Source organism: Bacillus cereus group sp. MYBK216-1, assembly GCF_051916495.1.
GTDB lineage: Bacteria > Bacillota > Bacilli > Bacillales > Bacillaceae_G > Bacillus_A > Bacillus_A thuringiensis_K.
The window spans coordinates 311,332-336,567 of record NZ_JBQAGT010000004.1 but is presented as its reverse complement, the minus strand read 5'-3'; the positions used below and the strand labels follow the sequence as shown (position 1 = coordinate 336,567).

The window sequence follows — 25,236 nt, the reverse complement described above, 5'->3', positions numbered from 1 at the left end:
ACATGTTAACCATTTTCAATTCCACTGTACTTCACAAACTGAAATATACTATTTGTTACGTGCGATATTCGTAATAAATTTATAACGATCTCCACGATAAATACATTTCACGTACTCTAGCGGTACCTCACCTTCTGAATATGACCATTGACGCATGACAAGTACAGGCGCCTTTTTAGGAATATGCAGATGTTCAGCTTCATTTTCCGTCGCAACGGAAGCTTCAATTGACTGAGTAGCGCTAACAAGTTTAAAGCCCAGTTTTTTCTCTAAATGTTCATATAAAGATTGTTGCAATATCTCTTCGTTAATATCTTTTACAAGAGCTGGCGACAAATATGTCGTCTCAAAAGCAATCGGTTCATCATCAGCTAAGCGAATACGCCTCACTTCATAAACCGATTCCCCCTCCTGTATTCTTAACCGGTCTGCTATTTTAGCAGTAGCTGGAACTAGGCGGAAACTAAGTAATTGACTACTTGGATTCATTCCACGAGAAATCATGTCTTCTGTGAATCCCGTCATTCCTTGCAACTTTTGTTCCACTTTCGGAAGTTGGACAAATGTTCCAATTCCACGCTTCCGATATAAATAGCCTTGTTCCACTAAATTATTAATCGCCTGTCTGATTGTCATACGACTCACTTCGAACTTATCACAAAGTTCATTCTCAGATGGGATTTTATCTCCCGGCTTCCATTCGCCGTCCTCAATTAGCTGTTTCACCCACTCTTGAATCTGATAATAGATCGGAAATGGTGAATACTTGTCGATGTTCATCAGCAATCGCCTCACTGCATAAAGATAGAGCTTCTTGATCAGCGATTACGGTTACATTCGGATGACGTTGTAAAACTGTAGCCGGACACTCTTCACTATATTCACCTTGCAATAATTCTTTAACAGCTTCTGCCTTTTTAGAACCCATCGCAACAAGTAGAACTTGTTTCGCTTTCATAATGCTTCCAATTCCCATTGTAATCGCATGAGTTGGCACATCTTCTTCTTTTTCGAAGAAGCGAAGGTTTGCTTGGCGTGTAGATTCTGTTAATTCAACAATGTTTGTTGGAGAATTAAACGGTGTTCCTGGCTCATTAAATCCGATGTGACCGTTTTCACCGATTCCAAGAATCTGTAGGTCAACTGGGTTAGCAGCTAGAATGCTCTCGTAACGTTTGCACTCTTCCTCTAAATCACTTGCCATCCCGTTTGGTACATAAGTTTGTTTAAATGGAAGATGATCAAACAACTGTTCTTGCATGAAATAGTGATAGCTGTTTTTATCTTCATGTGGTAAATTTACGTACTCATCTAAGTTTACAGTGGTTACACGGCTTGTATCAAGTTTATTTTTTCGTATTTCTGCATAAATACCTAATGGAGAGCTTCCTGTAGCCATTCCTAATGTTGGATTTTCTTTTGTTTTTACAACTTCTTCAATTAATTTATAACCTGCTTCTGCTAATTCTTCTGGAGTTTTTACAACAAGAATATTCATTTAATTACTTCCCTTCCTTCATATGAATTCCTAAACGAACCGTATCATATACATGTAAATCTTCATTCATCACAACAAAGTCTGCATCTTTTCCTACCGCTAATGCACCTTTATTATTTAATCCAAACTCTTCTGCTTGGTTAACTGATGTCATCAGTACTGCATCTTCGATTGAACAACCTGTAAATTCAATTACATTTCGGAAAGCTTGATCCATTTTTAGGATACTACCAGCTAACGTTCCATCTTCTAATCGAGCACTACCATCTTTTACATGTACTGGCTGTCCGCCAAGCTCATATAATCCATCTTCAAGACCTTTTGCACGCATTGCGTCAGTAATAACACTTACTTTTTTCGGTCCTTTTAACTTATATGCTAATTTCACCATATCAGGGTGAATATGAATACCATCTGTAATTACTTCAACCATTACATCTGGATTTAATAACACATGACCAACAACTCCTGGTTCACGGTGATGTAATCCACGCATTTGATTGTATAAATGTGTCGCATGTGTAATCTTTCTATTTTTTAGTTGTGCATCAATTGCATCTGTATGCCCCATTGTGCCAACTACACCAGTTTCAGCAAGATATTGTTCAAACTCTAATGCTCCCTCTTCTTCTGGTGCATATGTTACTAATTTAATTAAATTCCCACTTTCTTCTTGCCATTGTTTAAATTGCTCAATATTTGCAGGAACGATATGTTCAAGTGGTTGTGCACCTGCACGTTTCTTTGAAACATAAGGTCCTTCTAAGTGAATATATTCGAAATGCGCTCCTTTTTCTTTTGCTTCTTTCGCAGCAGTTAGCGCTGCTTCAATTGCCTCTGGAGCTTGTGTCATTGTTGTTGGGAAGTAAGTTGTAACCCCTTCTTTTAACATTTCTTTACCTAGAGTTACTAACCCATCGCTATTTGCATCCATCGCATCAATATCGTATCCACCATGAATATGAACATCGATCATACCTGGAATTACAATCTTCCCTGTAGCATCAAAAACAGTTTCATTTTCTTGTGGTACATATTGAGCCATCAAACCAATTTCTTTAATGGTTTCTGCGTAACGAATAAATCCGTTTTCCACTATTTCTTGACCTGTGTAAATTTTGGCATTGATGACAATTTGCGTTTTCATTTTCATCGATCCTTTCCCATGAAATACCTACTTGTTATTATTACCTTATTCGCCTAGTTCCATCTTAATATATGCACGAGTAGTTGTCTATACATTCTAATGAAATTTCCTTTTTATTCAACAGAAAAGGAAATTTCTTACGTCCCTTATAATTATAATATATATTATTCATTTTTCCAAAAAGGGACAGTATCCACCCCTAATATAGAAATCACTTCAACAATGGCATTAACCCGCTAGATTTTAACATAACATGTTCACCATCTGTTTCTATTTCTACTGTACGTTTATTTGTTCTATATACCATTATACCGTGCCTTTTCAAGCGCTTTACTACACTTTGATGAGGATGTCCATACGGATTACTACTCCCGTACGACAGAATAGCAAACTGCGGTTCCACTTTTTTTATAAACGTTTCACTTGTTGAAGTATATGAGCCGTGATGCCCCACTTTCAAAACATCTGCATGCACATCAAATTGTTTTAATATTTCATTTTCTGTCCGTACATCCGCGTCACCCATTAATAAAAAATCCGCTTTTCCATATCGTACCTTTAAAACAATTGAGGATTCATTATTTTCATCTTTTGATTTCCCGTTGTTTAATACTTGTATAGAAACATGTGGATCCAGCGGTATATATTGTCCTTCCTTTACTGAAACGAAAGGTATCCCTCTTTTTTTAATATTATTCCGATACGTATGATAAGTAAGAGAACTATATGTTTTTCCACTATCTAATATAAGCGATACCGGCATTTGCTCTACAATTGGAATTAACCCCCCTATATGATCCATATCGGGATGCGTACTGACAATTACATCTAAATGATTAATCCCTTTCTCAATTAATTTCTGAATAATAACCTCTCCTGCTTCATAAGGTCCTCCATCAATTAACATTGTTTGTCCATTTGGCATTATAATAAGTGTTGCGTCACCTTGCCCCACTTTTAAAAAGCTCACTTTCATTTTACTAAGATGTTGCCGATGCATATGTAAAGGAGACGTAGTATGAATAGACATCATATACCTTTTAGCTGATGCGCTATTTAAAGAAAAACATAATAAAACAGAAGCTAATAATAGAATAATCCGCATACCTCTCATAACTCGTCTCCTTTTTTCATTTAGTATGGCACTGTAAATAATTGATATACAAAAAAAGCTTAGCAAAATGCTAAGCTTTTATTTCGATATCTCTTGTAAGGAACCGAAGAATAAATCAGCTTCATTCATTTGTTCATTCTCTTCAGAAAGCGGTGGTAAATCATCTAATGTTTTCAATCCAAATGTGTCCAAAAATTCTTTTGTTGTTCCATATAAAATAGGCCGCCCTGGTCCTTCTGCTCTTCCCATTTCTTTTATAAGTAAATGGGAAACCAACGTTTGTAACGCCTTATCGGTTTTAACTCCTCTAATCTCTTCCATCTCAGTCCTTGTGATTGGTTGACGATATGCAACAATCGCTAACGTTTCGAGGGCAGCTTGCGAAAGCGAAGCAGCTGTTGGTGTATCCATTAATTTTTGATAATATGAAGCATGTTCTTTCTTTGTAGCAAAACGATATACTTTTGCATACTGTACAATTTGCAAACCACGGTTTGCACCTTCACATTCTTGTTGCATTTCTTCTAAAATATTAATTACTTCATTCATTTCAATTTCAAGAACTTTCGCTATTTGTTCTGGATAAATCCCTTCATCACCAGAAACAAATAAAAGGCCTTCAATAATTGACTTTTGTTCTTTCCTATCCATTTCACGAGCTCCTTCCTTCTATTTTTCCATAAAAATACACATCAAAAAACCGAATCACAATCAATGCGTTCGGTTCAATACTTTTTCTCTTGTTCCAAACGATACATTAAAACATAGCATGAGATAAAATGTTTCTATCCCATTTTCACATACTTGCTCTATGCAGATTTATTAGAGCTTGATACGAAAATTTCATCAAAATTATGTTCTTGCTCAATTGTGATTTGTTGATTTTTCATAAGTTCCAGAACTGCTAAAAATGTTACAACCATTATTTCACGTTCATCATCAACAAACAAATCATAAAAACTTTGGCGACCACCCTTTATTTTTAACTGCTTTAAAATATCAGTCATTCGTTGTTCAATTGGTATTTCTTGACGAGTAATACGTGTTGTTACAGGTTTTTTTGCCTTTTTACGGCGCATTAATTTTTGAAATGCTGCTAGCATATCATATAACGTAACATCAAGAGGTAAACTTGTCTCCTCTTCTTGTTCCAACGATGTAAAGTCAATTGGCGGACGTGTATATAGCTGTGCTCTTTCTTGTTCTCTTTCTTTTAACTCAGTAGCAACTTGCTTATATTTCTTATATTCAATTAACCTCTCCATCAATTCTTGACGAGGATCATCTATAAAATCATCACCGTTATCAAGTACATCTTCTTCATGTTTCGGCAACAACATCTTACTTTTAATTTGTAATAACGTTGCGGCCATTACTAAATACTCACTTGCAACATCTAATTGAAGTTCTTTCATCGTATGCACATAAGATAAATATTGCTCTGTAATATCTGCTACAGGAATATTATATATATCAATTTCATAACGATGTATTAAATGTAACAATAGATCCAAAGGCCCTTCAAAAGCCTCTACTTTAAAATTATATTGCACAAAGCATCCCACCACATTTTTTCTATAACAACATAAGTATAGAGCATACTCATGTTCTATCCAACCTTTTTAAGAAATTTAATTAAAAATAGACCAATGCCTATGTCATCATGCGCACCACTTCATATGATAACAGTGTAGTAAGAACAATGTAGGAGGTCAAAAAACTATGGGTCACGTTGATTGTGGTTTTAGCGGTGGGTTCGCATTACTTGTTGTACTGTTTATTTTACTAATTATTGTAGGAGCAGCTTGCTTCTGCTAATATGAACAATAACGGCTAGGGGGAAACCTCCTAGTCGTTTATTGTTCATATTTCTATGATACACTTATATGTATAACCGTTAGATAGGGGCGAAAAAACATGTATCCTACCGAATACATACAATTTTTAATTCATTTCCATGGAGATTATGACTATTTTGAATGTCACGAAATACTAGAAGAGTACTGGAAGACAAAACCAAGAGGTAATCGAGATCATTACTTAGTTGGTCTCATTCAAATTGCAGTTTCTTTATACCACCAAAGACGTGCTAACTGGAATGGTTCCACAAAAATGATGAAAAGCGCAATCACAATTTTAGAAAAAAGCGGTGTGCCTTTACAACGTTTAGGAATTAATCAAGTACAACTTCTTTCCTTGCTCAATGAAAGATTGCAATCTATCCATAAAAAAGAACGTTTTGTACCTTTATTTTTACCCTTATCAGATCCATTGTTAGAGAAGCAGTGCATAGAGTTATGTCAAAAACAAAACCTCTCTTGGAAAGACTTGAATGCTATCCCAGGTGAATATATTATAAACAAGCACACTTTGCGTGATCGCACAGAGGTCATTACTGAACGATACGAACAATTACAAAAAAGAAAGCAGAGATAATAAACTACTTATCTCTGCTTTCACGAATGTATATTTTGTTCTAGCCCTTTACATTTTTCGCAAAAACTTGCCGTTTGCTCATTTCCGCAAATTGTAAACTCAAGAAATTTACTCTTTAACTCTTGAACCATCTTCGTCCCAATCCCCACATGACGGTGAGACGGGTTCACACTCAAATGCTGAATTTCTAATACATGATTCTCTTTTTTTACAATCCCCATTATTCCAACAAAATCTTCATTTTCTTTCCACAAATACAATTGCCAATCATCTTTTGCTTCATATTCTTTCATTGTCAATTGTAATGTTTTCACATCTTTTTCAGTTGGCATAAACGAAAGAAGCCCCATTGCAATTTTTTCATAACTTTTTTTAAAACGAATTAACATAACCCTTATCCCTTCTTACAAAAGTTACAAACTAGTAATCCCCTCAATCACTCTTTTCATATCACATTCATTTTACAATATTTTCAACAGAGTGAGAAGAGTCTAAAACAACTTGATAATCATACAAAGCGAAAAGAAGAAAGTCAAATCTATGTTTCAGCACTATTCCTTTAATAAATAGAGTTAAAAAAAGAAAATTTTATATGGAATGGAAAGAAACATATCATTCAACATCACTTCATTCATAGTTACTCTAAAGCAGCACAATTCTAGCAAAATTAATATAACAAAAAATATTTGTTGAAACATATAATGTAATGTAATGTATTCTATGTAATTTGTTAAAGGTTTGTTCTCACAAGCAATATATTTTAGCAACAACACTACTTGTATGATGAGCTGTAGAAGAAGTACTCGATTTCATTAAAAATAAAAAAGAGAGCAAAAGCTCTCTTTTTCCTTACCTTATTCTTCCCAAACTTTAACTTCTTTCATTACATCGCCTTGACGCATTTTTAATACTGTTTCAATACCGCTTGTTGCTTTACCGAATACAGTATGAACACCATCTAAATGTGGCTGTGGCTCATGAACGATAAAGAATTGGCTACCGCCTGTGTTACGGCCAGCGTGAGCCATAGAAAGTGATCCTACAAGGTGTCTATGAGGGTTTCCATCAGTTTCACATGGAATAGAGTAACCTGGGCCACCTGCACCTGTACCTGTTGGGTCTCCACCTTGGCTTACGAAGCCAGGAATAACACGGTGGAATGTAACACCGTCATAAAATCCTTGCTCTGCTAATTTTTTAAAGTTTTCTACTGTTTTTGGTGCTTCTTCTGGGAAAAATTCCAAGTCGATTTTTTCACCGTTTTCCATTAATATGTATCCTAAAGTTTTCATACGTATATGTCTCCTTTCAACTATCTCAGCACTATATTACCACATTCATGACTAGAAACAAAAAGAATCCGACAATCTAGATACTTCTTTTTTGAAATGTGGAAAAAGTCAGGTGACAAATAAGAAATATATACTATAATAACTTTGTTGCCCGAAAATTTTAGAAAGAGAAAGGGAGCGATTTTTCGTGAAAACGAAATTACTAGCTCTGCTATTAGCTGTAACGGTATTTATGATGCCAACAGCTTCGTTTGCAGACATCATCGAGGGAGAATCAATTGTTACATTAGGAGAGAACTTATCTGAACAACAAAAACAAGATCTGTTAAAAGAAATGAAAGCACCGAAAGATGCTACAATTATTACTGTATCTAATGCGGAAGAACATAAATTTCTAGAAGGCATTGTTCCAAAAGCACAAATTGGTACGAGAGCAATTTCTTCTTCTATGATTACATACACAAAACCAGGATCTGGTCTTATTGTACGATCAAAGAACATTAACTGGGTAACAGATGCAATGTACACTAACGCTTTGATTACAGCAGGTGTAAAAGATGCAGAAATTCAAATTACTGCACCTTTTAAAGTTTCAGGAACTGCAGCTTTAACTGGATTAATGAAAGCATACGAAACTGCGTCCAATAAACAAATTCCTGAAGAAGTTAAAAAAGTAGCGAATGAAGAAATGGTACAAACAGCCCAGCTTGGTGATAAAATTGGTGAAGAAAAAGCAGTTCAACTTGTTGCAAAAATTAAAGAAGAAATTGCAAAAGAACAGCCAAAAACAACAGAAGATTTACGTTCATTAATTAAAAAAATCGCTGATCAACTCGGCATTACATTGACAGATGAACAGTTAGATAACTTAGTATCGTTATTTGATAAAATGAAAAATCTTAATATTGATTGGAATCAAGTTGGTAGTCAATTAAACAAAGCAAAAGAACACGTTTCTGCCTTCTTAGGTTCTGAAGAAGGACAAAGTTTTCTAGATAAAGTGAAAGATTTCTTCTCAAGTATCATTGATTTTGTTAAATCTTTATTCAAGTAAAAAGAAGCCCGTCAGTGACGGGCTTCTTTTTTATACAAGTAACGGTAATTTCATAACAGCCTCTTCAACCGAACGCACTATATGATTTGCTTTCTCCTTTACATATGGATGGGCATGATGAAGAGTAAATGAATGCGGGGTTACTTCAAACATAGAAATATCATTGAAAGAATCTCCAATACAAGCAACTTCATTTGCTTCAATTTGCAAATGGTCCATTAATCGCTTTAGAGCACTCCCCTTACTCACCCCTCTTGGCATAATATCAACATAGCGTTTACCTGATATAAAAACTTCCGCTTCGCCTTGAAACGTATTTCGTAGCTCTTGATCTAACGTTACAATTTTCTCTTCTTCTCCAAAAACAAACAATTTTGCAGGGTGTACAGTCTTACCAAACTCTTCTTCTAACGCTTCAATTTCAGCAATATGCACGCCCATATACGCTTCAAAATTATGGTGATGTTCATTCTTCCTTTTTGTATATCGCTGCTCATTTCCACAAACAATATCCGCTAGTCCTTTTTTATGTATATATCGATATATTTCCTGGGCAACCGTATTTTCAAAACTCGATTCATGAAATAAATTCCCATCCGGAAGTAACATTGTCGCTCCATTTAAGCCAGTTGTGTAATATGGGAATGAAAACCTTTTTACAACTTCATCAATTCTGTGTGTAAAACGGCCAGAGGCAAAACAAATATTTGTCCCTTTCTCAGCTAACCAACACAGCGCACGTTCATCTTCTTTTTGCATATGATTCACATCGTAAACGAGCGTGTCATCTAAATCACTTACAAATAATTTAATCATGTCCTCTTCCCCTTCCATACACAATATCTACTCTAAGTGTACACAAAAAATGTTTGATTTTTGTTAAAAAATAATAAATTTTTGCTAAAAAAAAATAAACGGGTGTATAATCCCGTTTATTTTTGTCTTTTTACATTTTGAGGTCTTACAATACTTGGTCGTACTTTTAAACTAGACATCGTTGGACGGAGTAAAATTTTTGTTAACGCGCCCCAATCAAATGGTAAAAACGGCCATAAATAAGGTGTTTGTAAACTTTTTATAGACGTTAAAAATAAAATTAATATCGTCATACCAATTACAAATCCCATCTCCTGAAAGAGACCTGTCAAAATAATAACAAACAATTTTCCAACCTTATTTCCGAGTCCTAATTCATAACTCGGTGTTGCATATGCACCGATCATAGAAACCGCAACATACAAAATAACTTCTGGTACAAACAAACCTACATCGATTGCTATTTGACCAATTAATATGGCGGAAATTAATCCTGCTGCAGACGATAACGGCGTTGGAGTATGAATGGCTGCCATCCTTAAAAATTCAAGTCCGACCTCTGCCATTATTACCTGTAATAAAATTGGTAAATGCGTCATCTTAGTCGGTCCGATGAAAGCAAGATTTTCTGGTAAAAGAGTTGGGTCAAATACAAACACTAACCAAAACGGTAGTAAAAATAAGGAGAATAAGACACCTAAAAAGCGTACCCAGCGTAAAAATGTCCCGACAGCCGGATTTTGTCTAAACTCTTCTGCATGCTGTAAGTGGTGGAAATATGTTGTTGGAGTAATCATAGCACTCGGTGATGTATCTACTAGTACTAACACATGTCCTTCTAATAAATGATTTGCTGCTACATCTGGTCTTTCTGTATATCGAATAAGTGGGAATGGGTTATAGCTTTGCTTTACAACAAATTCTTCCACTGTTTTATCAGCCATCGTAATTCCATCGACATCGATGTTATTTAATTCTTGTTTTATAATCTTAACTAAATCCGGATTTGCAACATCTTGTACATACGTAATACAAATATCCGTTTGCGATCTATCTCCTACTCTAATCATTTCATTTCGAAGACGTGGGTCACGTATTCTTCTACGAATTAACGCTGTATTTACAACGATATTTTCAACAAACCCATCCCTTGCACCACGTACAACCTTTTCTGTATCTGGTTCTGTCGGAGTCCGCCCTGGATAACTACGAACATCTATTGCGAACGCTTCCGTTTCACCTTCCACAAATATAACGATGAGTCCTGATAATACTTGGAGCATTACCTCATCCATCGTTTTCACTTTACTTACTTGTTGATGAATTAAACGATTCTCTAGAAGCTTCACTGTATCTTCTTCTACATCCCTTATTTCATTTGTATCCACCGCTTCTTCTAAAATAGGGATAATATAATTCGTATCACAGAGTCCATTTACAAACAACACACCAATTTCTTTATTTAAAATTTGAAATTTACGAATGCCAACATCGTATGTAACACCCAGTCCAGCTGTTTGCTTTAAGTAATTTTCATTATCACTTATGAAAGATGAAATTGGGATATCCACTTTTTTAGGCTTCGTCATAAAATCCACTCCTTTCCAAAATTAATTGAATTGCTTTTTTTGTAATTGGTGATCCTCTCTCCCATTCATCATTTCCACACATCTTACCAATATCACCAATTCCAACGATGACAGGAACATTCAAATCGTCTAAACAATAAATTGTATCTCCGCTAATTCTGCCAATTTCACCATCTGGAAGTCCAAATTTATCCACACCATATTCGGTTAAGTTCCCGTTCCGATCTACATTTACATCTACGCGTGCCCATTCCCAATGATGCGTATTAGACGCTACTGCTAAAATGCCAAGCACATCAATTTGTTTATGGGTAGCCACATATTTTAAAGCCTTTTCACCAGATCCTTCTCCAATAAATCCACTGTCATCAAACATGACAAATACAGGGTCATATGGCGTTTGCATAATAAGCTCAACAACTTTTTTCCCTGTCAATTTGGTTGGATTACTTTGTGATGCTGAAATACACCTACCCCCAAATTCCTTCGTTAAAAGCTCAATTGTCCGCTTTGCATATTCATCTCCATCTGTGACCAAAACAACCCTTCGTCTCATTTGATTTATCCTTTCGGTTTACATATAAGTGCTATAAAAAATGAAAACAATATCGCTGCGGAAATGCCCGCAGACGTTAAACTAAACATGCCAATACCAATTCCTAAATATCCATGTTTTTCTGCTGCATGCATTGCTCCGTGCAATAGTGAATGTCCAAAACTTGTAATAGGGACTGTGGCTCCAGCACCTGCAAACTTTATTAGTTTATCGTACAAGCCAAATCCATCTAATATTGCTCCGATGACTACAAAAGTTGCCATTAAATGAGCTGGTGTTAACTTTGCGAAATCTAACAATAGTTGCCCAATTACACAAATAGCTCCACCTACAAGAAATGCGTATATAAAGTCCACAATTCACTCTCCTTTAACTCTCTCAAATACAACACCATGTGCAATTGTTGGAATCGTCTCTTTCTGTTGCATCATCATCGGGCTTAATAATGCACCAGTCGCAACGACAAAAATTCGTTGTAAATTCCCTTTTTGCATCTCGTGTAATAAATGACCATATGTGACAACCGCTGAACAAGCGCAACCACTACCACCTGCAAACACTTCTTCTTGACTTGATTCATAAATCATCAATCCACAATCATTGTATATATGCCCAAGATCATAACCTTCCTCAAGTAAAAGTTGTTTCGCAATCGGCGTCCCAACAGCTGATAAATCACCCGTAACAATCAAATCATAGTCATTAGCACTTCTTCTCAAATCTTCAAAATGCTGTTGAATTGTATGAGCTGCTGCTGGAGCCATCGCTGCCCCCATGTCCAAAGGATTTGTGATTCCTAAATCTTGCACTTTTCCGATTGTAGCCGCCGTAATTTTAATTGCACTTTTTTCATTACTAATTAATATAGATCCTGCACCAGTCACAGTTGAATTTGCTGTCCCTGGCTTTTGTCCACCGTACTCTGTTGGATAGCGAAATTGTCTTTCAGCCGTTGCATTATGACTACTTACTGTAGCTAAGACACGATTTGCAAATCCACCGTCTATAAAAGCTGAGCCAACTGCTAAAGTCTCCATAGACGTCGCACAAGCGCTAAACATTCCTAAAAAAGGAATACCCCACTTACGCGCAACATAATTCGCTGTCACTGTTTGATTTAATAAATCTCCCGCTAAAAAGAAATCAATTTGCGATGTTTTTATATTCCCTTTTTGCACTGCTTGTTGAATTGAGTCCGACATTAATCTGCGTTCGGCGAGCTCCCAATTTTCCTCTCCACAATGTAAGTCATCATATGAAATATCAAATTTTTTTCCAAGAGGGCCCTCAGCTTCTTTCGGACCGACAGCAGTGCCCGTTGCATTTACATATATATCATTTTGAAATACCCACGTTTGTTTTCCGGTCAACCTCATACTAGCCCCTCCTTTAAGACATAAAAATTTTAAAGGTATACCTTATTAACCCAATGATATATGCACCAACAACTCCAAATACAATCACACTTCCTGCCAATTTAAACATATTTGTAGCAATCCCTAGAACAACCCCTTCGCTCTTATGTTCTAAGGCAGCGCTCGCCATAGAATTTGCAAATCCTGTTACCGGTACCGCTGATCCTGCTCCAGCAAATTGACCGATTTTATCATATACACCACATCCTGTTAAAATCGCTGATACTAAAACAAGAGTTGCAACAGTTGGGTTTCCTGCCTCTTGTTCACTGAAGTGAAAATAATGTATATACAATTTCATCAATACTTCTCCAACTGTGCAAATGAGTCCACCTACAAGAAATGCTTTGATACAATTTAGTAAATAGTTTGGCTTTGGATGATACTTCTTCACTTTATTTATGTAATCATCCTTCAATTTCTGACTTGTCATTTATATACTGCCTCCTACCTTACGAAATAAATCCAGTGAAACAACGACCCTATTACTTTCCCAAGTACAAGAGCAACGAGTAAAACAATAATCTTCCCCTCTACCCCTACTCGTTTCGCTAAAATAGGTAGAACATTTAACACCTCTGTTAATGCCGCAGCAAGCATTCCGATGAACGTGCCACAAAATATCCCTAATATAACGAGCCAATATTGCGACGTTTGAAATGTAATATTTTTCAAACTGCACCAAGCCCCTGTTAACGTACCTGCAATGACCGCCCACTCAAAATATTGAATATGCTTTCCACTTCTCGTTAATTGAGCTAAACGGGGGATTATACCAAGTACAGCTAAAAATGCGACATATCCGCTACCTACCGCAATCCCTCCAGCTAAACCAATTAAAATAACAAATCCAGACTCAATCATCGGTAAGTTGTTTCATATTATCCTTGTTTTCATTAACGATTACATATTGATCAAGTGACTGTTGGTATTGAAACATCTCAACTTCTAGCGGACTTGGCTCTTCATTAATTCGTTTTTGAAATACATGATTAAAGAATAAAACCATTCCTAAGCCAAGGCCTAAAGAATAAGGAATTTGAAATAAAAGTGGTTGCGCATTAAATTCTCCAGTAATCATGTAATATAACCGTTGATGTACTTGTTGCATACTTACATCTTCATGGAAATAAATGATCGCAAGGGCCGCTCCAATGAAAAGTAACAACCATACAAGTCCGAAAAAAATTGGTTGTGCCTTCTTTTTTTCATATATAATTTCAACAAGAGTTTGTCCAGAACCGAGTAAATTAATTTGTACATGAGATGCTTTCTGTTGAATAATCTCAATTACTTTCATAACATCAATTACAACATGAGTCTTATCATGCACTGTTATTTTGTAAACTATCTCATTTTGTAACAACTCAACTACGGAAGAATCTCCGGCAAGTTGAGCAACATCACCCAGCTTTACTTCATAAGTAGGAGAAACTTTTAAACGATTGCGCATTTTAATATAAATCGTTTGTTCCAACTTTCATTCACCCCTTCACTCTTCCTCGTAGTTGTAGTATGGTTATTGAATTTTTTTCTAATACAATTTTTTCATAAAAAAACATCTGCACCATTTCGGTACAGATGTTTTTACTTATGCCTTTTTCTTAAATAAGTTTGCAATACTTAATGCAAGCCCTCCCCAAATGACTACGATTCCAATAACCATCATCATAATCGCTGATCCACTCATTATGAAACACCTCGATCTTTCCATTCTTTTTCAAGCTTTGCAGAATCCGAATGTATTTGTGCATCCCATTTCTTTAGACTAATAATTAGCGCAACAATAAGGAAGGCTACTGCTATCGACCAACCATACGTTACAACAAACTCAGTCGGATAATCTCCGTAGTTCTTTTTAATATTTTGGATTGTACCATCAATTAGCATATACCCTAACATAAGCGGAGTAATAACGAGTAAACTCACTCTCCAAAACGTTCCTAATTTAATGTCAGATACAAAGTTTGCATGATTTTGATAAACTGGTAAACGACGTAAAATGAGCCCTATCGTCACTACTTCCGCAAGTGCAATTGTAATTAATCCGAAATTATTAGCGAAATAGTCGACAACATCTAAGAACATAAGCCCACCACGTGTTGCAAAAGCAAGAGAAACTAACACGAGAAGGGTTCCCATAATTCCAATGGTTTTTTCCCGACTTAAACTGAATTTTTCAGACACAGCAGCAAAGCATACTTCCGCGAGTGAAATAAGTGATGTGATTCCAGCAACCGTTAACGATAAGAAAAATAATACACCAAACAACGGTGACATCGGTAATTCATTAATAATTTGCGGAAACACTACGAACGCAAGCCCAACGCCAGCACTTGCTACTTTATCAACCGGTACTCCCATATTATTTGCCATAAACCCAAGAGCTGCAAAGACCCCAATACCTGCTAATAATTCAAATCCTGAGTTTGCAAATCCAGTAATAAAGGCATTATTTGTTGTATCCGAGTTTTTCGGTAAATAACTAGAATAAGTAATCATAATTCCAAATGCTAAAGATAAACTAAAGAATATTTGACCATAAGCAGCAAGCCATACTTTCCCATCAAAAATACGACTCCAATCTGGTTTAAAGAATGCATCTAGTCCTTGCATAGCACCTTCCATCGTCACTGCACGAACGACGATAATAAGGAACATAACAACTAATAAAGGAATAAATATACGGTTAACCACTTCGATTCCTTTTTTAACTCCTTTAAATGCAACGCCAAGCACAATAATCCAAACGAGAGCTAACGGAATTAATACTTCCGGTACAAGTCCTCCAAATTGTCCTGGCTTATCTGCAACATGTAAGTACTCTTTAAATAAAAATGATTGCGTGTCTTTTCCCCATGCTCCAGTAATTGCAAAGTATGTATACGATATAGACCAAGCAATAATCACTGCATAATATGTTGAAACGATAAATGTTACGCACATTTGCCACCATCCAATAAATTCGGCACGCGGGCTAATACGGAAAAATGTAAGTGGTGCTGAACCACGATGACGATGACCAAGGGCAAACTCAAACGCTAACAATGAAATACCAGTCGTTAATAATGCAAATAAGTACGGTAAAAAGAATGCTCCTCCTCCATTTTCATACGCTGTATAAGGAAAACGCCATATGTTTCCTAATCCAACGGCAGATCCGACCGCTGCGAAAATAAATCCAGCTCTCGTTCCCCATTGTTGCCTCGTTTCCATGTTTCCTTCCCCCTTTATGACAAGTTCATACTTGGATTATATTTTAAATTGACTAAATTATCAATAAATTCTGTTAATTTTTTCGAAAATTAACATCTCTCTCCTATTAACGGCATAAAAAAATCGAATAGACAATTATTCGTCTATTCGATCTTTCATCTGTTTTAATATTTTCTTTTCAAGTCTTGAAACTTGTACTTGTGAAATGCCTATGCGCTCTGCTACTTCTGACTGTGTTTGATCTTTATAGTAACGCAAGTATACAATTAAGCGCTCTCGTTCATCTAGTTCTCTAATCGCTTCTTTTAAAGCAATTTTATCGAACCATTTCGTTTCAGATTGATCTGCAATTTGATCTAAAATAGTGATTGGATCGCCGTCGTTTTCATATACAGTTTCATGTATAGATGAAGGAGCACGGCTCGCTTCTTGCGCTAGAACAACTTCCTCTGGCGTTAGTTCTAGTGCCTCTGCCACTTCATTAATCGTTGGAGCCCTTCCGAACTCTTTCGAAAGCTCATCTCTCATCTTTCGAATTTTGTTCCCTGTTTCTTTTAAAGACCTACTAACTTTCACTGATCCATCATCACGTAAAAAACGTTGTATCTCTCCAATAATCATGGGAACTGCATATGTTGAAAATTTCACGTCGAAAGATAAATCAAATTTATCTACCGATTTTAAGAGCCCAATACATCCAATTTGAAATAGATCGTCTGGTTCGTATCCTCGATTAAGAAACCGCTGTACAACCGACCAAACAAGACGCATATTACTTTGAACGATTGTATCTCTTGCCTGTTGATCTCCATCTTGACTTTTTTGAATTAACGCTTTTAGCTCGTGGTCCTTTAACTGAGGTTTCTTCTTCTCATTTTTGACCTCTATGTCCATAGGCTATTCTCCTTAATTGCATAGAGCGTTACTATTTGATAAGTATTTTGTCAAATGGATTGTTGTCCCGAAAGATTCGTTTGAAATAACTTCTACTTCATCCATAAAATTTTCCATGATAGTAAATCCCATTCCGGAACGCTCTAATTCAGGTTTAGTTGTAAAAAGGGGTTGTCTCGCTTCATCTAAGTTAAAGATTCCAATCCCTTCATCTCGAATCGTGAGTTTCACCATTGCTTCTTCCAAAATTACAGAAATATAAACAATACCTTCTGCATTTCCTTCGTATCCATGAATAATTGCATTTGTAACCGCTTCTGACACAACTGTTTTAATCTCCGTTAATTCTTCCATCGTTGGATCTAGTTGTGCAATGAAAGCCGCCACTGTAACGCGAGCGAACGATTCATTTTGACTTAATGCTGAAAATTGAAGGTTCATTTCATTTCTCATCTATGCCACCCCCAACGTCGCGAGCGCGTGCGCTTCACTTTCTTCTAAGCGAACGATTTTGAATAAGCCCGACATTTCAAATAAACGCTTAACAGGCGGTGAAATTGCACAAACAACCATTTCTCCACCTAATCCCTTTACGTGTTTATATCGGCCTAATATAACACCTAGACCAGAACTATCCATAAACGATAAGTTCTCTAGGCTCAAAACAATATGATGAACACCATGTGTCTCAATCATATCTGTTACTTTCGTTCGCAACTCTTCAGCCGTATGATGATCTAATTCACCCTCTAGTCTCACACATAGGACGTCACGTTTCACTTCTAATTGCATGGAAAGACTCACACGATTTCCTCCTTATGCTCAAACTTTACTTTTTCACATACATAAAGATTTTCGTGATACAAAATAAGAATCCTTCCTGCTGACAAAAGAAGAACTATTTCGTCATAAAGTGAAACCTTTCAGCATTATTCACTTACATACGAATAGAAAAGCGGCAAAATATTTGCCGCTATTTTGATGTTGAAAACATCCCAAAACTTCTTTTAAATAACTCCCACCAGCTCGCTGCAGCAACATCTTCTTTTGCTACAATTGTTTGTTTTAATAAAACATCTTTATCTTTTTTAATAACAAGTGTACCAAGCGCGTCACCTTTTTTAATCGGTGCTTTTACTTTCTTTTCAGCAATTACTTCTTGTTTTACCTTGTCCATATTCTCGCCCTTCTTCATAAGAAGAGAAACATTATCTGATGCAACTAAATCTACTTTTTCTTTTTTCCCTTTCCCTACTTGAACTGTCTTAATTTTTTCGCCGCGCGTATACAATTTCTTTGTCGTATATTGTCCAAATGCATAGTCAAGAAGCTTCGTCACTTGGTTGTTCCGTTCTTTTGATGTTGGTGCTCCCATGACAACTGAAATGACACGCATGCCATTTTTTTGAGCCGATGCTGTTAAACAATATTTCGCTTCTGTCGTAAAACCTGTTTTTACTCCATCTACGCCAGGATAAAAACGTACTAGCTTATTCGTATTAACGAGCCAAAACTTTTTATCCGTATCTTCACGTAAATAATCTTCGTACTTACCTGTGTATTTACGAATAAGTGGATACTTCATCAATTCTCTCGCCATTATAGCCATATCATTTGCTGTGGAATAATGGTCTTTAGCCGGAAGACCTGTCGGGTTTTGAAAATGTGTATTTTTCAGCCCTAGATCTTTCGCCTTTTTGTTCATCATATTTACAAATCCTTCTTCTGAACCTGCGATATGCTCGGCTACTGCAACAGATGCGTCATTTCCAGATGCAATTGCAATACCCTTTAACATCTCATTTAGAGTCATCTCTTCCCCAGGTTCTAAAAAGATTTGCGATCCACCCATTGAAGCTGCATGTTCGCTCGCTCTAACTTTATCGGTCAGTTTTAGTTTTCCTTTTTCAACTTGTTCCATAATTAAAAGCATTGTCATAATCTTTGTCATACTAGCAGGTGGTAATTTTTCATTTGGGTTTTTATCAAATAAAACTTTACCTGTATCTTGCTCAATTACGATTGCTGACGACGCTTGTTCCGCTAACTTCGGTGTTGTTTCTTCTGTTTTCTCCTGCTTCGTTTTCTCAGATTGTGCGAAACTCACTGAAGTTCCAGAAAGCAATAACATGAAACAAACAAGTATTCCAAAAACTCGCTTCATGACTAACCCTCCATTCTATATCAGACCTATTTTTTCCAATTTACCCTTTTTTAATACCAAATTTTTCTAACATTTTCAGTTGACAAACACATTCATCCCCTATATTGTATTAATTGTATTACACGAAGTAGTACACTTAATACATATGAGGAAGGAGACATTGCTCTTGCATATTCAACTTGATCCAAGAAGCAACACTCCGATATGGGAACAAATTGTTCAAAATATAAAAGAACTCGTATTGAAAAACATGTTGGCTCCAAGTGATAAACTTCCTTCTGTACGCGAACTCGCTTCTTTACTCGTTATAAATCCAAATACAGTGAGTAAAGCGTATCAAGAGTTAGAGCGACAAGGAATTATTGAAACGTTACGAGGAAAAGGAACATTTGTATCTCAATCGATTACCCCAACATTAGACGAAAGGAAAATCGCTATGGTTGAAAAGCAATTTCATCAATTACTATTAGAAGCCTCTTATCTTGGTGTTACGAAAGATAAAATTCATGATTGGATAGATTCATACTATAAAGAGATTGGAGGGAATGCGGATGTTGAAAGTGACAAAATTGAAGAAAACAATTGATAATCAAACAATTTTAGACGATGTTTCTTTCACATTGCAAAGGGGGAGTATCATCGGATTACTCGGAAGAAACGGCGCGGGAAAAACAACTTTATTGCGAACGATGGTCGGTATTTTAGACCCAGACGAGGGAACTGTTACATATGAAGATACAAACATTCATCAGTTTCCTGAAATAAAGCAAAAAATTGTATATGTTCCTGATTCTACTAATATACTGAACGGCTATACGATAAAAGAAATCGTAAAGTTTTATAAAGAAGTTTATACCGCATTTAATGAAGCATATTTCTATGAACTATTAGAACGTTTTAACTTACCAAACAAACGAATTCGTAGTTATTCAAAAGGAATGAAAGCACTGCTTGCCATCATTTTAGCTGTTGCTGCACAGGCAGAATATATTATTTTAGATGAACCAACAAACGGGCTGGATCCTATCGTTAAAAGACAGATTTTACAGTTTCTCGTTGGAGAAGTTGCAGAAAAAGAAATTACCATTTTCATCTCCACTCACCATTTAGATGAAGTAGAACAAATTGCAGATACAATCATTATGTTAAAAGGACATACCGTATCTTCTATTACATCATTAGACGATGCAAAATCACAATTTGCTAAAATCCAAGTAGCCTATGAACGCTCATTACCTCAAAAACTAGAAAACTTAAGCAATATTAAAATATTAAACCAAACGGGAAAAGTATATACAATCTTAATTGAGGGAAATGTGGCAGCTACATTAGAAAAGTTTCATAAAGAACAGCCACTGCTCATTGAAGAATTAGCCATGTCGCTCGAAGATATTTTTATCACAACGTTTGAGGAGGATTCGCATGTTTCATAAAGCTTTATGGATAAGGCAATGGAAGCAAGGAAAATATATAATTCTATTATTTTGGTTAATTAGTTTATATCAACTACCTTATAAATATTATCAAGAAGCGCAAATGCAGCTAAAACAATCAAAAATGAAGTTTGATGACTATGCATATTACTACTCCTACTATTTTCATGCATCTGATGGTGCCGTCCTCTTTCAAGGATTTACTCTTATTGCACTTGCTTGTCTTTTAATTGGGTGGGAACGTAACAATCAATCAACTGATTTTCTCTTCTCGATGCCTTTTAAACGAAAAGATATTTTTTTAACAAAATGGTGGCTTGGTGTTTTGAATATTATTACAGTGCAAATTGTTTGCTGGCTTAGTATGTACGGAATAAAGAACATGTCGTTTCACAATGAGTATCAAATCTTTACTCCGTTCTATAGTTACTTTCTATATGCTACGGTTGTACTTATCGCTATTTATACATTCACCTTATTTATCGGAACCATTACTGGACATATATTCTCTCAAAGTAGTTTAACTATCATTCTATTATTTTTACCATACGGTTTTGGATTGTTAATTTCCGGATTCATTTATTCCCATACACAATGGTCTTTAGATGCAATGGGAGAAATAGAGCAACGTACTCATGAGTACTTACAACATATAGATATCATTTCACCATTAGAATCTTTTTCTATTACTTATGATTACCACCCGATAGAAACATTTGATAACTATGGCAATAAACTTTCTAGTGTACCACAGGACAATCCAATGGAGCATACTTTTGTACCTTCTCCTTGGACACTATTAACACCATTTGCTTACATCATTATCTTTTTATCAATGGCAACCTTTCTATACACACGTACACCAAACGAACAAAACGGAAAAATACTATTGTTTCCTAACTTGCAAAAATGGTTCATGATTTGCACTGTTCTATGCTTCGGACTGCTTGGCGGTAGAATATTAGGTGGACGAGATGCACTTCTGTCTTATTATGTTGGATTTTTCCTATTCGCTATCATAAGTTACTTCATTTTTACACGTCTATTAAAATTGAAGTTTGCTTTTGGAGGGAAATAAACATACATTAAGATGATGAATACATGTTTCAAAAAGCATTATAGATGTGAAACTATAAACACGGAACAATGGCATTAAGAGAAGCTGACAAAAGAAAGATGTTATGAATTATTTAACTCTTATATGAACTAAATAAAAAGGCATTGCACAAGAGCAATGCTTTTTATTTTATATGTCCCTATCTAAATAAAGAGGTTATTTCACATTCTCTCTCCTATCCCCATACACCATCTCTTCTTTCATCCCAAATCCATCACCATTTTGCACAATTTGCTCTGTCGGTGCAACTATACTTTCGGCAATTTTCCATTCCCCACGCTCTTTCACGAATACTTGTAGAAAATAGTTCATGCCATCTAGTTGATATGCATTTTGTTTTTTCACATTATAGTGAATCGCAATGTAGTACACTTGAATATTTTCTTTTCCTATTTTTGATACGTATTGCGATAATCTCGGTATATAGAGGGCCGCTTTCTGAAAAGATAGTTGCTTCGCTTTAACAAGCGATGAACTTGTTACATTACGTAATGTGTCCTGATTACGAATATTATCGCTATGGTGGAATAATACTGCGTTTTGCATAGAACGAACCCATAATTTCGAATATAAAACTGTATTATCGTTTTCAATATACTTCACTTCTTTTCGCACCACTTGGATAGGCGTATCTGCGTACGTGAATGTTTGAAAATAGAAAAAACCACCAAATAAAATGGTAAGTGCAGCAATATGTTTCATAATCTTTCCTCCGATCTTTTAATTAAAGTATCGGATTTTCAAAATATTTTTATTCAAAAGAAAAAGGATAGGAATGCTTTCGCTTCCTATCCTCATTTATTATAATACGCGGCCAAATAGTTCTAAGACCATTTCTATTTCTTGGTCGCTCCAACCTTTAAATCTCTCTTTATAATATTCTTTACGCACAGCTTCAAGTTTTTCAGTTACTTCTCTTCCGTGCTCTGTAATTTCTAAGTACACGATTCGACGATCTGAATTAGAACGTTTTCTTTCTACTAATCCTTTTCGTACGAGACGATCTGTAACAGCTGTAATATGACTGGAGGTTACGTTTACTTCACTCGCAATTTGCGAAGCCATCTGTGGACTCTTTAAAAATAACGCACGTAATACAGAAAATTCATTATATGGCATATGTTCTGCAAAACGTGTATTAATATCATTTTGTAATAAACGTATCATTTTTCGAAATGATGCAGATAAATCTAAAATCAGCGTTTCTCTTTTTTCGTTCAATAGCCTCGTCCCTTTTTTATCATATTTACACATATTATAATCTATAAATACCTATGTTGTATATGCTTTCTTTCCTCAACATTCTCATTTATGTAACTTTTTTCATATAAATTTCTTTTTTGTTCACACATATACATATAAAAAGGATGGTGATGGAAAATGCAGGGTGGAATGAATCCTTATTTACACAACGTACGCACTGCTAATACTGGTAAAGAAGCTACTATTACTGTACAAGGCGAAGGCATTGTCAAAGCAAAACCGAATGTTGTTATATTAACGCTTGGCATTCGAACAGATGATAAAAATGTAAAACAGGCTCAAGAAGAAAATGCAGTGCAATCCAAACAATTGCTGGATGCACTTAAACAGCTTGGTATTGCCGATAAAGATATAGAAACGATTTCTTATACGATCACTCCTCAATACGAATATGTAAATGATAAAGCATTGCTACAAGGATACCGCGTGGAGCATTTGTATGAAATTACCGTTTTAAATGTACAAAAAGCTGGGGAAGTATATGATATAGCCGTTTCAAATGGCGCAAATGTAGCAAAAGGTTTACGTTTCCGAGTATCTCATCCAAATAAATATTATGAGCAAGCTCTCATTCAAGCTCTGCACCAAGCAGTAGAAAAAGCTCGTGCTATTGCGAGTACATATAATTTAAATATTAATCCTGTTCCCCTCTCATTCGTTGAAGAATCTGCCCAATTACCAAGGGAGGTTACGTCTTATGCTACTTTACATGCACAAGCAGCCCCGCCCATTCAATCGGGTGAATTAGAAATCATTTCATCCATACGGGCTATTTTTACGTATTTATAACGAATTCTCTTTATAAGTAAACGTTATCATTTTACTTGTTGTAAAAACATGATGTTCTGATATAATAAAGAACGGTGAGCTCTTACAAAAGAGATATCACGGGTGGGAGAGGGATATGAAAAAGAAGGTTTAACATGAAAGGAATACTTGAAAGAACATTTAAATTAGGTTTACACGAAACATCACCAAAACAAGAAGTTTTAGCTGGAGTTACGTCATTTTTCACAATCGTATATATTATGATTGTAAATGCGTCAATCTTATCAGATGCTGGCATTCCTCTTGAAGCTGGAATTTTAGCAACTGTTTTTAGTTCATTTGTCGGATGTCTACTCATGGCATTTTGGGCAAATGCACCTGCTATTCTTGTCCCGGGTATGGGTGTAAATGCATTCTTTACGTACACAGCTGTGCATACGCTTGGACTAACTTGGCAAGAAGCATTGGCTGCTGTCTTTATCTCTGGTATTATTTTTGCAATTGCCGCTTTTACACCAATCGCTCGCGTGCTATCAGTATCAATTCCAAAGTCATTAAAGGAAGCGATTACTGTCGGCATCGGATTATTTTTAGCGTTTATCGGATTGCAAAAAGGTGGTTTAGTCGTTTCGAACCCAAATACTGCTGTGGCAATGGGGAAATTAAGTAATCCTGTCGTTCTTGCGACATTACTTACTCTTATCATTGCACTTGTATTATTTATTCGCAACGTACGTGGAAACTTTTTATGGACGATTGCAATAGGAACTGGTATCGCATGGCTATTTGGTCTTGTGGATACGAGTCAAGTGGGAAATAGTTCATTCTCATTCGCTAATTACGGTGATGTGTTTGGAGCTATGTCATTTGAGAAACTTTCTTCCTTACCATTTTGGATTGCAACATTCTCTTTAAGCATGGTGCTTATTTTTGAGAATATGGGACTTCTGCACGGTTTATTAGAAGATGATCGTAAATTCCCACGTGCTTACCAAGCCAATGCAATTTCAGCAATGACATGTGGTCTATTTGGCACAAGTCCTACCGTTTCAACAGTAGAAAGTGCCGCAGGTATTACTGCAGGTGGTAAGACAGGTCTGACGTCTATCGTTACTGGGTTGCTATTCTTTGCATCACTGTTTGCTCTTCCATTTGTCAAATTAATTCCTGATAGTGCCATTGCACCAATCTTAATTATTATTGGCGGTCTAATGATTACAAGCATTCAACAAATTCCTCTGAATGACTTTTCAGAAGGATTTCCAGCATTCTTAATTATCGTTATGATCCCGCTCACATATAGTATCGCTGATGGCATTGCGTTCGGATTTATTGCTTACCCTATCTTAAAAGTTGCTCTTGGAAAGCGTAAAGAAGTCGCACCATCTATGTATATCATTACATGCTTATTCTTAGCTATGTTTGTATTACATGCTATTGGTTAAGAAAAAACACCGAGGAAAT

32 protein-coding genes are annotated in these 25,236 nt (G+C 35.9%); 8 read left to right on the top strand and 24 right to left on the bottom strand.

Annotation, left to right across the window (positions count from 1 at the left end):
• Nucleotides 1-48 precede the first annotated feature (48 nt).
• The 6 genes from phnF to scpA all read right to left on the bottom strand — a co-directional run bounded on the left by phnF (nt 49) and on the right by scpA (nt 5,312).
• Nucleotides 49-780, bottom strand: coding sequence for a phosphonate metabolism transcriptional regulator PhnF (gene phnF, locus ACTFRH_RS16285; RefSeq protein WP_021727649.1), 732 nt, complete (start codon nt 778-780; stop codon nt 49-51).
• A complete protein-coding gene (gene nagB, locus ACTFRH_RS16280; RefSeq protein ID WP_001024201.1) occupies nt 710-1,498 on the bottom strand; it encodes a glucosamine-6-phosphate deaminase in 789 nt (262 codons plus the stop codon). Before nagB ends, phnF begins: the two co-directional genes overlap by 71 nt.
• A 4-nt stretch (nt 1,499-1,502) precedes the next feature.
• Nucleotides 1,503-2,645 (bottom strand): N-acetylglucosamine-6-phosphate deacetylase, encoded by a 1,143-nt coding sequence (gene nagA, locus ACTFRH_RS16275; protein ID WP_002164164.1) that lies wholly within the window; start codon nt 2,643-2,645, stop codon nt 1,503-1,505.
• Between the two features lie 211 nt (nt 2,646-2,856).
• Entirely contained in the window at nt 2,857-3,759 is a 903-nt protein-coding gene (locus ACTFRH_RS16270) for a ComEC/Rec2 family competence protein (protein ID WP_001214823.1), read from the bottom strand.
• Between the two features lie 78 nt (nt 3,760-3,837).
• Nucleotides 3,838-4,410, bottom strand: coding sequence for a segregation/condensation protein ScpB (scpB, locus tag ACTFRH_RS16265; protein ID WP_000375172.1), 573 nt, complete (start codon nt 4,408-4,410; stop codon nt 3,838-3,840).
• A gap of 158 nt (nt 4,411-4,568) precedes the next feature.
• The gene (gene scpA / locus ACTFRH_RS16260) at nt 4,569-5,312 is read right to left on the bottom strand and encodes a segregation/condensation protein A (RefSeq protein ID WP_001199748.1); all 744 of its coding nucleotides are present in this window, start codon (nt 5,310-5,312) and stop codon (nt 4,569-4,571) included.
• 169 nt (nt 5,313-5,481) lie between these two features.
• Between scpA and ACTFRH_RS16255 the strand changes: the two genes are divergently transcribed.
• Together ACTFRH_RS16255 and ACTFRH_RS16250 are read left to right on the top strand one after the other, a co-directional pair.
• Nucleotides 5,482-5,577: a YjcZ family sporulation protein gene (locus ACTFRH_RS16255; RefSeq protein ID WP_000510194.1), complete on the top strand. Its 96-nt coding sequence runs from the start codon at nt 5,482-5,484 to the stop codon at nt 5,575-5,577.
• A gap of 99 nt (nt 5,578-5,676) precedes the next feature.
• Nucleotides 5,677-6,195 (top strand): DUF309 domain-containing protein, encoded by a 519-nt coding sequence (locus tag ACTFRH_RS16250; protein ID WP_000283592.1) that lies wholly within the window; start codon nt 5,677-5,679, stop codon nt 6,193-6,195.
• A gap of 20 nt (nt 6,196-6,215) precedes the next feature.
• On the opposite strand, the gene ribT is transcribed toward ACTFRH_RS16250, so the two are convergent.
• Nucleotides 6,216-6,584, bottom strand: a complete 369-nt coding sequence (ribT, locus tag ACTFRH_RS16245; RefSeq protein WP_000908399.1) for a GNAT family N-acetyltransferase RibT — start codon at nt 6,582-6,584, stop codon at nt 6,216-6,218.
• Between the two features lie 465 nt (nt 6,585-7,049).
• Nucleotides 7,050-7,487: a peptidylprolyl isomerase gene (locus ACTFRH_RS16240; protein WP_000853782.1), complete on the bottom strand. Its 438-nt coding sequence runs from the start codon at nt 7,485-7,487 to the stop codon at nt 7,050-7,052.
• 187 nt (nt 7,488-7,674) lie between these two features.
• On the opposite strand from ACTFRH_RS16240, the gene ACTFRH_RS16235 reads away from it, so the two are divergent.
• Nucleotides 7,675-8,541 (top strand): DUF1002 domain-containing protein, encoded by an 867-nt coding sequence (locus ACTFRH_RS16235; RefSeq protein ID WP_000850515.1) that lies wholly within the window; start codon nt 7,675-7,677, stop codon nt 8,539-8,541.
• Between the two features lie 30 nt (nt 8,542-8,571).
• Here ACTFRH_RS16235 and ACTFRH_RS16230 read toward each other — a convergent pair whose 3' ends face one another.
• From ACTFRH_RS16230 to dacF, 14 genes are all read right to left on the bottom strand, one after another.
• On the bottom strand, nt 8,572-9,375 hold the full coding sequence (locus tag ACTFRH_RS16230; protein WP_002164165.1) for a Cof-type HAD-IIB family hydrolase: 804 nt from the start codon (nt 9,373-9,375) through the stop codon (nt 8,572-8,574).
• A gap of 98 nt (nt 9,376-9,473) precedes the next feature.
• Entirely contained in the window at nt 9,474-10,946 is a 1,473-nt protein-coding gene (gene spoVAF / locus ACTFRH_RS16225) for a spore germination protein SpoVAF (protein ID WP_000165589.1), read from the bottom strand.
• Nucleotides 10,933-11,502: a stage V sporulation protein AE gene (locus ACTFRH_RS16220; protein ID WP_001254412.1), complete on the bottom strand. Its 570-nt coding sequence runs from the start codon at nt 11,500-11,502 to the stop codon at nt 10,933-10,935. Before ACTFRH_RS16220 ends, spoVAF begins: the two co-directional genes overlap by 14 nt.
• 5 nt (nt 11,503-11,507) lie before the next feature.
• Nucleotides 11,508-11,858 (bottom strand): stage V sporulation protein AE, encoded by a 351-nt coding sequence (spoVAE, locus tag ACTFRH_RS16215; protein WP_000345907.1) that lies wholly within the window; start codon nt 11,856-11,858, stop codon nt 11,508-11,510.
• Nucleotides 11,859-11,861: 3 nt separating this feature from the next.
• Nucleotides 11,862-12,878 carry a stage V sporulation protein AD gene (gene spoVAD / locus ACTFRH_RS16210; RefSeq protein WP_001241160.1) on the bottom strand — a complete coding sequence of 339 codons (1,017 nt, stop codon included), beginning with the start codon at nt 12,876-12,878 and terminating at the stop codon, nt 11,862-11,864.
• Between the two features lie 13 nt (nt 12,879-12,891).
• Entirely contained in the window at nt 12,892-13,350 is a 459-nt protein-coding gene (spoVAC, locus tag ACTFRH_RS16205) for a stage V sporulation protein AC (protein WP_000203814.1), read from the bottom strand.
• Between the two features lie 14 nt (nt 13,351-13,364).
• Nucleotides 13,365-13,781, bottom strand: coding sequence for a stage V sporulation protein SpoVAB (spoVAB, locus tag ACTFRH_RS16200; protein ID WP_000572937.1), 417 nt, complete (start codon nt 13,779-13,781; stop codon nt 13,365-13,367).
• Nucleotides 13,774-14,394, bottom strand: a complete 621-nt coding sequence (locus ACTFRH_RS16195) for a stage V sporulation protein AA (protein WP_000438370.1) — start codon at nt 14,392-14,394, stop codon at nt 13,774-13,776. Before ACTFRH_RS16195 ends, spoVAB begins: the two co-directional genes overlap by 8 nt.
• A 114-nt stretch (nt 14,395-14,508) precedes the next feature.
• Nucleotides 14,509-14,607, bottom strand: a complete 99-nt coding sequence (locus tag ACTFRH_RS16190; RefSeq protein WP_000016826.1) for a methionine/alanine import family NSS transporter small subunit — start codon at nt 14,605-14,607, stop codon at nt 14,509-14,511.
• Nucleotides 14,607-16,133, bottom strand: a complete 1,527-nt coding sequence (locus ACTFRH_RS16185; RefSeq protein ID WP_000450085.1) for a sodium-dependent transporter — start codon at nt 16,131-16,133, stop codon at nt 14,607-14,609. The genes ACTFRH_RS16190 and ACTFRH_RS16185 overlap by 1 nt, the downstream gene beginning before the upstream one ends.
• Nucleotides 16,134-16,268: 135 nt before the next feature.
• Nucleotides 16,269-17,027 (bottom strand): RNA polymerase sporulation sigma factor SigF, encoded by a 759-nt coding sequence (sigF, locus tag ACTFRH_RS16180; protein WP_000350729.1) that lies wholly within the window; start codon nt 17,025-17,027, stop codon nt 16,269-16,271.
• 12 nt (nt 17,028-17,039) lie between these two features.
• Nucleotides 17,040-17,480, bottom strand: a complete 441-nt coding sequence (gene spoIIAB, locus ACTFRH_RS16175) for an anti-sigma F factor (protein WP_001243398.1) — start codon at nt 17,478-17,480, stop codon at nt 17,040-17,042.
• Nucleotides 17,481-17,831, bottom strand: coding sequence for an anti-sigma F factor antagonist (gene spoIIAA / locus ACTFRH_RS16170; RefSeq protein WP_000059135.1), 351 nt, complete (start codon nt 17,829-17,831; stop codon nt 17,481-17,483). It abuts the gene before it with no gap.
• A 169-nt stretch (nt 17,832-18,000) separates the two neighbouring features.
• Nucleotides 18,001-19,191, bottom strand: a complete 1,191-nt coding sequence (dacF, locus tag ACTFRH_RS16165; RefSeq protein WP_000831991.1) for a serine-type D-Ala-D-Ala carboxypeptidase DacF — start codon at nt 19,189-19,191, stop codon at nt 18,001-18,003.
• A gap of 166 nt (nt 19,192-19,357) precedes the next feature.
• On the opposite strand from dacF, the gene ACTFRH_RS16160 reads away from it, so the two are divergent.
• The 3 genes from ACTFRH_RS16160 to ACTFRH_RS16150 are packed head-to-tail and all read left to right on the top strand — an operon-like array spanning nt 19,358 to nt 21,702.
• The gene (locus ACTFRH_RS16160) at nt 19,358-19,777 is read left to right on the top strand and encodes a GntR family transcriptional regulator (protein WP_000548035.1); all 420 of its coding nucleotides are present in this window, start codon (nt 19,358-19,360) and stop codon (nt 19,775-19,777) included.
• Nucleotides 19,743-20,624, top strand: a complete 882-nt coding sequence (locus tag ACTFRH_RS16155; protein ID WP_000922097.1) for an ABC transporter ATP-binding protein — start codon at nt 19,743-19,745, stop codon at nt 20,622-20,624. Before ACTFRH_RS16160 ends, ACTFRH_RS16155 begins: the two co-directional genes overlap by 35 nt.
• The gene (locus ACTFRH_RS16150) at nt 20,614-21,702 is read left to right on the top strand and encodes an ABC transporter permease subunit (RefSeq protein WP_000468498.1); all 1,089 of its coding nucleotides are present in this window, start codon (nt 20,614-20,616) and stop codon (nt 21,700-21,702) included. The genes ACTFRH_RS16155 and ACTFRH_RS16150 overlap by 11 nt, the downstream gene beginning before the upstream one ends.
• Before the next feature lie 195 nt (nt 21,703-21,897).
• Here ACTFRH_RS16150 and ACTFRH_RS16145 read toward each other — a convergent pair whose 3' ends face one another.
• Nucleotides 21,898-22,443 (bottom strand): hypothetical protein, encoded by a 546-nt coding sequence (locus tag ACTFRH_RS16145; protein ID WP_000680385.1) that lies wholly within the window; start codon nt 22,441-22,443, stop codon nt 21,898-21,900.
• 99 nt (nt 22,444-22,542) lie between these two features.
• Nucleotides 22,543-22,962, bottom strand: a complete 420-nt coding sequence (locus tag ACTFRH_RS16140; RefSeq protein WP_001003305.1) for a MarR family winged helix-turn-helix transcriptional regulator — start codon at nt 22,960-22,962, stop codon at nt 22,543-22,545.
• A gap of 159 nt (nt 22,963-23,121) precedes the next feature.
• On the opposite strand from ACTFRH_RS16140, the gene ACTFRH_RS16135 reads away from it, so the two are divergent.
• Entirely contained in the window at nt 23,122-23,793 is a 672-nt protein-coding gene (locus ACTFRH_RS16135; RefSeq protein ID WP_001161437.1) for an SIMPL domain-containing protein, read from the top strand.
• A 134-nt stretch (nt 23,794-23,927) separates the two neighbouring features.
• Nucleotides 23,928-25,217 carry an NCS2 family permease gene (locus tag ACTFRH_RS16130; protein ID WP_000676239.1) on the top strand — a complete coding sequence of 430 codons (1,290 nt, stop codon included), beginning with the start codon at nt 23,928-23,930 and terminating at the stop codon, nt 25,215-25,217.
• The last annotated feature ends 19 nt before the right edge of the window (nt 25,218-25,236 follow it).